Source organism: Occallatibacter riparius (assembly GCF_025264625.1).
In the GTDB taxonomy this organism is placed as follows: domain Bacteria; phylum Acidobacteriota; class Terriglobia; order Terriglobales; family Acidobacteriaceae; genus Telmatobacter; species Telmatobacter riparius.
In genome coordinates, this window is the sequence record NZ_CP093313.1 from 5,691,359 (window position 1) to 5,702,711 (window position 11,353).

General features: G+C 59.0%; 6 protein-coding genes. All 6 read right to left on the reverse strand.

Translation table 11 applies throughout. From position 1 onward, the window contains the following. Positions 1-2: 2 nt before the first annotated feature. The 6 genes from MOP44_RS23360 to MOP44_RS23385 all read right to left on the reverse strand — a co-directional run bounded on the left by MOP44_RS23360 (position 3) and on the right by MOP44_RS23385 (position 11,248). The gene (locus tag MOP44_RS23360) at positions 3-380 is read right to left on the reverse strand and encodes a hypothetical protein (RefSeq protein ID WP_260792815.1); all 378 of its coding nucleotides are present in this window, start codon (positions 378-380) and stop codon (positions 3-5) included. Between the two features lie 243 nt (positions 381-623). Next, complete coding sequence (locus MOP44_RS23365; protein WP_260792816.1) at positions 624-2,150, reverse strand: efflux transporter outer membrane subunit; 1,527 nt, start codon at positions 2,148-2,150, stop codon at positions 624-626. Between the two features lie 13 nt (positions 2,151-2,163). After that, the gene (locus MOP44_RS23370) at positions 2,164-5,325 is read right to left on the reverse strand and encodes an efflux RND transporter permease subunit (RefSeq protein WP_260792817.1); all 3,162 of its coding nucleotides are present in this window, start codon (positions 5,323-5,325) and stop codon (positions 2,164-2,166) included. Next, positions 5,322-8,687 carry an efflux RND transporter permease subunit gene (locus MOP44_RS23375; RefSeq protein ID WP_260792818.1) on the reverse strand — a complete coding sequence of 1,122 codons (3,366 nt, stop codon included), beginning with the start codon at positions 8,685-8,687 and terminating at the stop codon, positions 5,322-5,324. The genes MOP44_RS23370 and MOP44_RS23375 overlap by 4 nt, the downstream gene beginning before the upstream one ends. After that, complete coding sequence (locus tag MOP44_RS23380) at positions 8,684-9,958, reverse strand: efflux RND transporter periplasmic adaptor subunit (protein WP_260792819.1); 1,275 nt, start codon at positions 9,956-9,958, stop codon at positions 8,684-8,686. Before MOP44_RS23380 ends, MOP44_RS23375 begins: the two co-directional genes overlap by 4 nt. Positions 9,959-10,234: 276 nt before the next feature. Then, the gene (locus tag MOP44_RS23385; RefSeq protein WP_260792820.1) at positions 10,235-11,248 is read right to left on the reverse strand and encodes a YihY/virulence factor BrkB family protein; all 1,014 of its coding nucleotides are present in this window, start codon (positions 11,246-11,248) and stop codon (positions 10,235-10,237) included. Between the last annotated feature and the right edge of the window lie 105 nt (positions 11,249-11,353).

The following is an 11,353-nucleotide window of genomic DNA, read 5'->3' on the forward strand; positions in this document are numbered from 1 at the left end:
CGCTATCTTACTCGGTGGTGTTTGGCCGAGGCCTGGCGCGCCTCCATGTTGGCGCGCACGGACAGGCGCTTCGACTCTTCTATCTCTCGAAGCACGTCGGCCAAAGCATAGCGCACGGATCCTTCCACTTTGTGCCAGCTCGGGCCTTTCCCTTCGCCGCGCCAGCGCCTCAAGGTCCCGCCGGGTACGGACATAAGGCACGACACCTCAAATTCCGTCAGAAGAACATAATTATCCAGATTTGGAACGCGCCCGCGGAGCCGCTGAAGGGCTTTTTCGCGGGTAGAAGCGAGGGTTTCCAACGCTTTCGCCACAGGTTCACCTCGTGTGATCAGACTGCAGTTTTCTATCGTGAATGTTGCCGTAATTTTGTCGGACATACGGCGAGGATAGCGGCGTTTATCGAGGAAAATGAGCAATCCGGAAGCGTTCCATCCGTGCGAGCCTTTGCCGTAACATGCTGATTTTGTTGACGTCTAAGATAGATTTTGTGCTACTGATATCGTTGACTACGAATCAGTAGGCCGGAGGTTCGAATCCTTCCGGGCGCACCATTGATTCCCTGCCCTACAAGTGAATGACGGAGTGACGCAGCAATGTTGCGCCAATGCGGCGTACACGAGCTAAGGCGTCGTGTACGCCGAATTCGGCTGCTTGGCTCCCGCCTGTTGAGGCGTAGGCAATTGCGAGCGATCCCATCCGCCACCTAGCGCCTGGACCAGTTGTACTGCCGACAACATCTCCTGCACATGCAGCGTATTCAGCTCTACCTGGCTATTGAGGTACGCAGTCTGAGCAATAACTACGGTGACATAGGGATCGACGCCGAGCTTGTACCGCTCCTGTTCGAGGTCGAGGAAAGTACGCGAGGCCTCTACCGCCTGCTGCTGCGCGAGGATCTGCTGCGAGTAGATTCGGGTGGACGAGAGCGAGTCTTCCACCTGCTGGAAGGAGGTCAGCACGGCTTGCCTGTAGGTAGCCAGGTCCGCGTTGTAGATAGCCTGATACTGATGCAGCTGTGCGCGGTAGAGCCAGCCGTTGAACAGCGTTTGCGACACGCTCGGACCGAGAGACCAGAAGCGGCTAGGAATATCGAACAGGTGCTTGAATGTCGAGCTCTCGAAGCCTCCAGCCGCCGACAGCGTCACCTGCGGGAAGAATGCTCCATAGCCGATTCCGATGGTGGCATTCGCCGCCGCCAACGTGCGCTCGGCCGACGCAACGTCAGGCCTGCGCTCCACCAATTGCGAGGGCATGCCGGTGGGGATCGTCGGTGGAGTGTAGGTCATCGGCTTCACGGGAATCGAGAAGTCCGTCGGAACCTTTCCCACCAGCATTGCGATCGCGTGCTCGTATTGAGCGCGTAACAGGCCCACGTTGATGGCTGAAGACTGCGCGGACTGCAGCGTAGCTTTCGCCTCTACGACCGAAATGTAGTCCCCTACGCCGACATCATAGGAGCCTTGCGTCGCGTCGAGCGACTTTTTGTCGGCTTCGACCGTCTCGTTCAGGATGCTCTGCAGCATGTCCTGACCACGAATCTCAAAGTAGTACTGCGCAAGGGCGGCCTGCTCAGTGAGCTTCTCCAGTTGCAGATCCGCTGCGCTCGCCTGCGCAGCGTATTCCGTCTCGCGCACTTCGTTGCGAATCTTTCCCCAGAAATCCGGCGTCCACGTAACGTCTACCGGGATACTCCATAACGTGCCCGTGCTGCCCGTATTGGCCACCGAAGTGTTGTGCAGATTTCCGGAACTTTTCGAGCGATTCCAACTCGCTCCCGCGGTAACCGTCGGCCAGTACTGCGAACGCGCTTGAGCGATCACGGCGCGCGCAGCCATGAAGTTGTTGAACGACACCTTTATGTTCTGATTGTTGGCGTTCAACTCTTCTTCAAGCGCGTTCAGCTCAGGCTCATTGAACACCTCCCACCAGTTGCCGCGGATCATTGCATCCTGAGGACTCGCGACCTTCCATCCTTCCGCATCGTGGAAGTTGACGGTCGACTCCTTGAAATTAGGAGCCGTGATCGTAGGCGGCGCGGGGGCGTTGTAATGCGGGCCGACGCGGCAGCCGGAGAGCGCAATGGCTGCAAGCAGCGCGCTCCCAACTGTTAGCGTCCATCTCGTTCTGTTTGGATTGACTGTGTTCATTACGTATCTCGTCTCATGAGGTGGCCTCCGCCACCGTAGCGGGCCGCCTGTCGCGCGAACGCCCCAGCGTTCTCAGGCGCAGGCGATCCATCATCAAATAAACCACCGGTGTGGTGTAAAGCGTAAGCAGCTGGCTTAGCAGCAGCCCGCCAACAATGGTGATGCCGAGCGGGCGGCGCAGTTCCGATCCTGTGCCGGATCCGAATGCCAACGGCAGCGCGCCCATGATCGCCGCCATGGTCGTCATCAGGATGGGGCGGAAGCGAAGCATGCAGGCCTCGAAGATTGACTCGTACGTGGTCTTGCCCTGCTCGCGTTCGGCCATCAAGGCAAAGTCAATCATCATGATGGCGTTCTTCTTCACAATGCCGATGAGCAGAATGATACCGATGATCGAGATCACGTTGAGGTCCATGCCGAACAACATGAGCGCAAGCATCGCGCCGACGCTGGCCGATGGCAGTGTGGAGATGATGGTCAGCGGATGGATCAGGCTCTCGTAAAGAATGCCGAGCACAATGTAGACCGCGAGGAGTGCGGTGATGATCAGGTACTTCTCCGACGCCAGCGACTCTTGATAAGCCTGAGCCGTGCCTGAGAAGAAACCGTGCACGGTCGCCGGCACACCCAGATTCGCCTGCATCTCCTGTATCTCGCGCGTGGCATCGCTCAGTGCGTATCCACTCGACAAGTTGAACGATACCGTCACCGACGGGAACAGGCCCGTGTGATTCACTTGCAGCGGCGTCGTTCCGGTCTGTGGGTGCATGACGCTCAGCAGCGGAGACATAGCATTAGGCCCGCTGCGACCCGCAGCCGAGCCCGATGGAATATAGATCGTGTGCAGGCCCGATGGATCCTGCCAGAACTTCGGCGCGACCTCGAGCACCACGTAATACTGATTGAGCTGCGTGTAGATCACCGAGACCTGCGACTGCCCAAATGCGCTGTAAAGCGAACGATCGAGCGACGACGCGGTCTGTCCCAGGCGCGCTGCCTGCGTGCGATCGAACGTGAGCATCTCGCGGAGGCCGCCGTTCTGCTGGTCGCTGTTCACGTCCTGCAGGCCCGGCAGCTTGCGCATGTTGGCCATCAAAATCGGCCCCCAATGCGCCAGGTCAGACACGCTCTCGGTCTGGATTGTGTACTGGTATTGCGCATTACCGCCGCGACCGCCGATGCGCAGATCCTGAGCCGCCTGAAGAAACGCGGACGCAATCGGCAGACGGTTCATCTTGGGCCGCAACCGATTGATCACGTTCATTGCGTCCGTCTGTCGCACGTCGCAGCCTTTGTCAGCTTCCTTGCACGACTTGCCAAGCGGCTTAAGCGCCATGTAGATGAAGCCGCCGTTGCTCGACCCGCGCCCGCCTGAGTAGGCATTGACATGCGACACCGCGGGATCGGCCTTGATGATGCCTACCAACTGCTGAATCGAGTAATTCATGAAGGGGAAGGACGCATCCTGTGGGCCCTGCACGCCACCCACGAGTGCTCCGGTATCCTGCTGCGGAAAGAATCCCTTGGGAATGCGAATGATGACCAGCACGTTCAGGGCAATCGTCAACGCCAACACAATCAGCACCAGCGACGAATTGTCGAGCGCCCAGCGCAGCGACCCGCGATAGCCCGCCAGCAGTGTTGAGAACACCTTCTCGCTCGTTCGATAGAACCAGCCGTGCTCGTCGTCTTCCTCGTGCGCCTTGAGGATGTGCGCGCACATTGTCGGAGTGGTCGTAAGCGAAACGATCATCGAGATCACAATCGCTGTCGACAGCACAACTGCGAACTCCCGGAACAGCCGGCCCACAATGCCGCCCATCATGAGGATGGGAATGAACACCGCCACCAGCGACATGCTGATGGAGAAGACGGTGAAGCCAATCTCGCGCGCGCCGCGAAAGGTCGCAGCGAATGGCTCCATGCCGGCCTCGAGATGACGCGTGATGTTCTCCATCACCACGATCGCGTCGTCCACTACGAAGCCCGTCGCAACCGTGAGCGCCATCAGCGAGAGATTGTCGAGGCTGTAATCGAGCAGGTACATCACCGCGAAGGTGGCCACCAGCGAGACGGGCACGGCAACGCTCGGAATCAACGTCGCCCGCGGGCTCCTCAGGAAGAGGAACACCACTAGCACCACGAGGATGATGGACCCAATCAGCGTTGTCTCGACGGTGTGCACGGACGCACGAATCGTCACGGTACGATCCATCACAAGCGTCGTCTTTATGCCCTGTGGCATCACCGCTTCAAGAAACGGCAACTGAGCCTTGATGCGATCAACCGTGTCAATGATGTTGGCTCCCGGCTGCCGGAAGATGATCACCGAAACGGACCTCACGCCATCGGTATAGCCCGCGGTGCGCAGGTCCTGTGCAGAATCGATTACATCGGCGACGTCCATCAGACGCACGGCTGCGCCATTCCGATACCCCACGATCAACGGCTTGTAATCTGCGGCATGCGATATCTGATCGTTGGTGATGATGTCCGCCGTGTACCTGCCGTCCGACAACTGACCGCGCGGGGAGTGCGCATTCTGCAGGCTCAGCACAGACTGCACGCTGCTCAGCGTGAGGCCGAAACTCTGCAGCTTCATCGGATCGACTTCCACGCGCACCGATGGAGTGGCGCCGCCGCCTGCGAACACCTGGCCCACGCCATTGATCTGCGACAGTTTCTGCGTCAGCACGGTCGATGCAAGGTCATAGACCTTCGTGACGTCGTACTTGTCTGATGTGAGCCCCAGGATCATGATCGGCGAATCGGCCGGATTAACCTTGCGATACGACGGATTTGATGGAAGATTGGCCGGCAGATAGGTGCGCGCGGCATTGATGGCAGCCTGCACGTCGCGCGCTGCTCCATCGATGTTGCGACCCAAATCGAACTGTAAGGTCACGCCGGTTGAGCCCAGCGAACTTGACGACGTCATCTCCGTCACGCCCGCGATGTGGCTGAACTGCCGCTCCAGCGGCGTTGCTACTGACGCCGCCATGATCTCGGCACTCGCTCCCGGCAGACTCGCATTCACGCTGATGGTGGGAAAGTCCACCTGCGGCAGCGGTGACACCGGCAGAACCGTAAACGCAATCGCTCCTGCAATCGCAAGCGCGATCGTGAGCAGCGTGGTCGCTACCGGACGCCGGATGAATGGAGTCGACAGACTCATGCAGGCTGCACTCCTGCGGGCGGCGGCTCATTGCGCGGAGCCGTATGCGAAGGCCTGCGGCCGGTGAGTCGCTGCCCCAGCGTGTCGAAGAAGATGTAGATCACCGGTGTGGTGTAGAGCGTGAGAATCTGGCTGAGCAGCAGGCCACCGACCATCGAAATACCGAGCGGCCGCCGCAACTCCGACCCAAGGCCAGAACCAAATGCGAGCGGGATCCCGCCGAGCAGTGCGGCCATCGTGGTCATCATGATGGGGCGGAAGCGCAGCAGGCTCGCTTCGTAAATCGCGTCGGTCGAATTCTTGCCACGCTCGCGTTCCGACTCCAGCGCAAAATCGACAATCATGATGCCGTTCTTCTTTACGATTCCGATGAGCAGGATGATGCCGATAATCGCGACCACGCTCAGGTCCTGCTTGAAAATCATGAGCGCAAGCAGAGCGCCGACACCCGCTGACGGCAGCGTGGAAAGAATCGTGATGGGATGAATGAAGCTCTCATACAGAACACCCAGCACGATGTACACAGTCACCAAAGCGGCAAGAATCAAGATGGCTTCATTCGAGAGCGAATTTCGGAACGAAGCCGCGGTGCCCTGAAAATCCGCCTGAATGCTTAGCGGAAAGTCGAGATCATCCTTGACCTTGTCGATCTTGGTGATCGCGGTGCCCAGGGACGCATTCGGCGCCAGGTTGAACGACACCGTCACCGCCGGGAACTGGCCCTGGTGATTGATCGACAACGCCTCGGTGGTCGCGCTCATGTGGGTGAACGCGCTCAACGGAATCGCCTTCGCGCCGACGGAGCTGGTAGCTGTGTTGGGTGTAGTTCCGGCAGTGAGTCCTCCGCTGGGAGATGATCCCGATGTCGAACTGGCTCCAGACAACACCGTAGCGGACTTGGTTAGCACATTGGCCGAAGGAGTGTACTTCACTGAAGTCGTCAGGGCGTTCGATCCGGCGGCTGCCGAGGCCGACGACGAAAACGACGTTGAAGCGCCCGCGCCGCTCGCACCTGCTGAAGCATTTGACTGGATGTACAGAGATCCCAGATTTCCTGGATTCTGCTGCCACTGAGGGGCCGTCTCAAGCACCACGTGATACTGGTTCAACTGCGTGTAAAGCGTGTTGATCTGCCGCTGACCGTATGCGTCATAGAGCGTGTTATCGATTGTCGTGGGCGCCACGCCTAGCCGCGACGCGGTCACACGGTCAATCACCAGCGACACGGCGCGCGCACCCGTCTGCTGATCGGTGGCCACATCCTCCAGCTCAGGCACATCCTTCAGCTTCGCGACGAACTTATCAGTCCACTCGTTGAGTTCGTTGATGTCGGGATCTTCCAGCGTGTACTGATACTGCGTGCGGCTTACGCGGTCGTCGACCGTGATGTTCTGCACTGGCTGCATGTAGAGATGCATTCCGGGAACATCGCCCAGATTATTCTGCAGGCGTCGAATCACATCGGCTGCGCTCAGATCACGCTGGTCCAGCGGCTTCAGGTTGATTGAAATGCGGCCGCTGTTTAGCGTCGTGTTCTGGCCGTCAGCGCCGATGAAGGACGACAGGCTCTCGACCGCGGGATCCTGCAGAATGATGCGCGCCAGCTCCTGCTGTTTCTCAGCCATCGCGGGATACGAGATTGACTGCGAGGCCTGCGAGATTCCCTGGATTACGCCCGTATCCTGCACGGGGAAAAATCCCTTGGGGATGATGACGTAAAGCACCACCGTCAGCACCAGCGTTCCCACCGCAACCAGAAGCGTGAGCGTCTGGAACCGCAGCACCACCTTCAACGTTCGCCCGTAGAACGCGATCATGCGGTCGAACATGTTTTCAGACCAGCGATAGAACCGCGTCTGCTGATGCTCAGGGTCGTGACGCAAAATGCGCGCGCACATCATTGGCGTCAGCGTCAGCGACACCACCGCCGAGATGATGATGGTCACCGCCAGCGTGACTGCGAACTCCCGGAAGAGCCGCCCGACAACATCGCCCATGAACAGCAGCGGGATCAGCACCGCAATCAGCGACACCGTCAACGACACGATGGTGAAGCCGATCTGCCCTGCGCCGGTCAGTGCCGCTTCCATCGGCGGCATGCCCTCTTCGAGATATCGCGAGATGTTCTCAATCATCACGATGGCGTCGTCGACTACGAACCCGGTAGAGATCGTCAGCGCCATGAGTGACAGGTTGTCGAGGCTGTAGCCGAGCAGGTACATCACGCCGAACGTGCCCACCAGCGACAGCGGAACGGCGACGCTGGGAATGATGGTTGCCGAAAGGCTGCGCAGAAACAGGAAGATCACCATCACCACCAGTGCGATGGTCAGCATCAGCTCGAACTCCACGTCACTGACCGATGCCTGAATGCTGGTGGTCATGTCAGTCATCGTCGTGACGTGGATCGATGCCGGCAGGTTCGCCTCGAGCTGCGGCAGAATCTGCTGCACACGATGCACAACCGTGATCGTGTTGGCGCCAGGCTGCCGCTGAATATTCACGATGACCGCGGGCGTCAGGTTCCCGCCCATTCCCATCCACGCGGCCTGCCTTGAGTTCTCAACTCCGTTGAAGACGTTTGCGACGTCCTTCACAAAGATCGGCGCGCCATTGCTGTAGGCGACGACGACATTGTTGTAGCCCGAAGCCTCGGTGATCTGGTCGTTCGCGTCGATTTGGTAGTTCTGCCGCGGGCCATCGAAGTTGCCCTTTGCGGCATTCACACTCGCGCTCGTCAACGCTGTCCGAACGTCCTCAAGATTCAGTCCGTGCGCCGACAGCTTTGTCGGATTCACCTGGATGCGCACCGCGGGTTTTTGCCCGCCGCTGATGCTGACAAGGCCAACCCCGCTCAACTGCGAAATGCGCGGAGCCAGCCGCGTATCCACCAGGTCCTCCACCTGCGACAGCGGCAGCGAAGGCGATGAAATGGCGAGCGTCAATACCGGCGCGTCTGCCGGGTTCGTTTTGCTGTAAACAGGCGGCGTGGGCAGATCCGACGGCAGGAAGGTCTGCGCCGAATTCATCGACGATTGCACTTCCTGCTCGGCAACGTCGAGCCCGAGCGACAGGCTGAATTGCAGCACGATCACCGACACGCCGCCCGCGCTCGTCGACGTCATCTGGTTCAGCCCCTGCATCTGGCCGAACTGCCGCTCCAGCGGAGCCGTCACCGTCGTCGCCATCACATCAGGGCTCGCGCCGGGATAGAACGTGACTACCTGGATGGTGGGATAGTCAACTTCCGGCAACGCCGAGACCGGCAACTGCATGAATGACACAATGCCCACAAGCAGAATGGCGGCCATCAGCAAGGCAGTGGCAACCGGCCGCAGAATAAATGGCCGACTAGGATTCATGGGGCAGAACTCGCGGCGGGTTCTGACGTGCTCGGAATTTTGACCTTGGAGCGCATAATTTGCGAGCCGTTCTGCAACTTTTCGAAGCTGCTGTCGGCCACTTCGTCGCCGGCGTTGATTCCCTGCACCGCGGTATCGCCGTGGTCTGAAATGCCCGACTTCACCTGGTGCTGAACGGCCTTCTCGCCCTTCGGATCTTTCTCGATGAGATACACAAAATCCTGGCTCCCGTTGTGCTGAATGGCCGATGACGGAACCAGGACTTGGTTATCCAGCGTCTTCACGAGCAGCCGCGTATTCACAAACTGATTCGGGAAGAGCGCATAGTCCCTGTTGTCGAACTCGGCGCGCAGCTTGACGGTGCCGGTCGTCGTATCGATCTGGTTGTCGATCGAGGTCAGCTTGCCGGTTGCAAGATGTCCAGACTGCGCGCGATCGAAAGCATCCACACGAAGCCCCTTGCTACCGCGCGTTTGCTGCAGCACCTGTGGCAGATTGTCCTGCGCAATGGTGAAGACCACCGTCGTCGGCTGCTCCTGCGTCACTACTACCAGCGTCGTTGTCGAATTTGCTGTGACTAGATTGCCCGGATCGACAAGCCGCAGGCCCACCTTGCCGTTGAGGGGCGAAACGATGTGGCAGTAGCTCAACTGCACTTTCTGATACTCGACGTTGCCCTCGTCGTTCTTGACCAGACCCTCATTCTGCGCAACGATCTTTTCCTGGTCATCGAGGGTCTGCTTTGAGATCGCGTTTTTTGCCCACGCCAACTTGTAGCGCTCCAGGTCCATCTTCGCCTGCGCCAGCACATTCTGGTCGCGCTCCAACGTGCCCTCGGCTTGCTGCACCTGCGCCTGGAACGGCCGCGAGTCGATATCGATGAGCGGATCCCCCTGGTGCACAATCTGGCCTTCCTTGTAGTGGACGGCGGTGATTGTTCCTGTGACCTGCGCGTTGATGGATACCGTGTGCAGCGGGGTCACCGTGCCAATGGCGTCAACGTAAACACCCACGCTGCCGCTGTGCGCCGTGGCTGTGGTCACGGGTACGCTTCCGCCCATCATGCCGCGGCGCCCGCCGCCGCCCCCGCCGGGAGCGCCTGGACCGGCCGCCTGTCCTTTTTGTTCGTGGTGCAGCACCCAGTAGAAAAGAGCTGCAAAAGCCAGCAGCACCACCGCCCATATCCAGCGATGGCGGCGACGGCGCGGCGGCGGAGTTCCTATGGCAGAACGGTTTGGCAGGCCTTCATTTGAAGCAGATTGTGCGTCCATTTGTCTCGTTTGTCTTCTCGATGGAATCGTGGAGTTTTCTAGAGGCCACTCAGAGGCATCTGTTTGCGGATAAAACACTTCCAAACCGCCAAGTTTAACATTCCGGCGATTCGTTCCGCTCAGGCTTCAAGCCTGCTCAAAGTCTTGAAAACCCAAGCCCTTCATCATTTTGGAGGCTGGAAATCCCTTGTCTCTTGTGTGGACGTTGAAACCCAGGGGATAGTTGCAGTTTGAGGAAGTGAAACCCGGGCTGAGCGATCTCCCGGCGAGACTATTCTACGCAGCCGGCGTGATCCGCTGCACTTCCTCGGCCGGCTTTGTCTCCGCCTTCTCCCGCGCCAGCCTGGCCTCTACAGCTGCGGCCTCCAACTCGCTGTTGAACTCCGCTCCTAGCAGAAGCATCAGTCCCGTGATGTAAAACCACATCAGCAAAATGACAACCGCGCCGAGCGATCCGTAGGTTACCGAGTACGAATCGAAGAAGTGCAGGTACATGCGGAATCCCAGCGAAGCCAGCAGCCAACCCACGATTCCAAGCATGGCACCCGGCGTGATCCAATGCCACTGGCGCACGCGTAGATCGGGAGCCCAGTAGTAGACAGCTGCGAACGAGAGTGCCAGAAACGCCGCCGCCAGAATCCATCCGCAGATCCGTATGGCGAAGATGGTCGGGTAATTGAGAATGTGACCGTGAAGATGGTGGCCAACCCATGCCGAGAGGAAATCGCCCGCGAACATCGAAGCCAGACAGAGAGTCACTGTGCAGATCAGCAGCATGGTGAGTCCTATCGCCTGGATACGCGCCTTGAGATACGAACGTCTTTCGGCAATCTTGTAGACCGCGTTCGTCGCGTCCTGCACTGCTGAGATACCGACGGAAGCGGACCAGACCGCCGCCAGCAATCCCAACGTCAGCTTTCCGGTTGTCGCATGGATCGTCGTCTGGTTGAACGTCTTCATCACCATGCCGAGAGCCGACTGGGGTACAACCAGCGCCATGTATTCCAACAAGCGCCGGTAAATGTCAGTTCCGGAAAGAGCCATGAAACCGAGAATGGTTGTCGCGCAAATCAGGGCGGGAAACAGCGCAAATAGAAAGTAGAAACCCAATTCCGCAGCGATCGAAAACAGGCGGTCCTGCAGCATCGCCTTCCACGTTCGCGTGGCGATATTCCGAATCGATACATCGCGCAAGTCCCACAGGCTCTTGGCCGGAGACAGCGCTACGAGCTCCCAGATGTGTTTCTCGCGATGGTTCAGCTCGTCTTTTACGCCACCCGGAGTGGGCATCTCGCACCTCAGACCGCGCCGCGGTACCCGTGCAGCTACACCGGTCGCACAGGTGTTGCGATGCCCCCAACGACCACATCGGTGGCTTCATCAATTAATCTTGTA

Bases quoted from the DNA above. Each gene is read 5' to 3' on its own strand.
- MOP44_RS23360 (WP_260792815.1), bottom strand. From the start codon at position 380: ATGTCCGACAAAATTACGGCAACATTCACGATAGAAAACTGCAGTCTG.
- MOP44_RS23365 (WP_260792816.1), bottom strand. From the start codon at position 2,150: ATGAACACAGTCAATCCAAACAGAACGAGATGGACGCTAACAGTTGGG.
- MOP44_RS23370 (WP_260792817.1), bottom strand. From the start codon at position 5,325: ATGAGTCTGTCGACTCCATTCATCCGGCGTCCGGTAGCGACCACGCTG.
- MOP44_RS23375 (WP_260792818.1), bottom strand. From the start codon at position 8,687: ATGAATCCTAGTCGGCCATTTATTCTGCGGCCGGTTGCCACTGCCTTG.
- MOP44_RS23380 (WP_260792819.1), bottom strand. From the start codon at position 9,958: ATGGACGCACAATCTGCTTCAAATGAAGGCCTGCCAAACCGTTCTGCC.
- MOP44_RS23385 (WP_260792820.1), bottom strand. From the start codon at position 11,248: ATGCCCACTCCGGGTGGCGTAAAAGACGAGCTGAACCATCGCGAGAAA.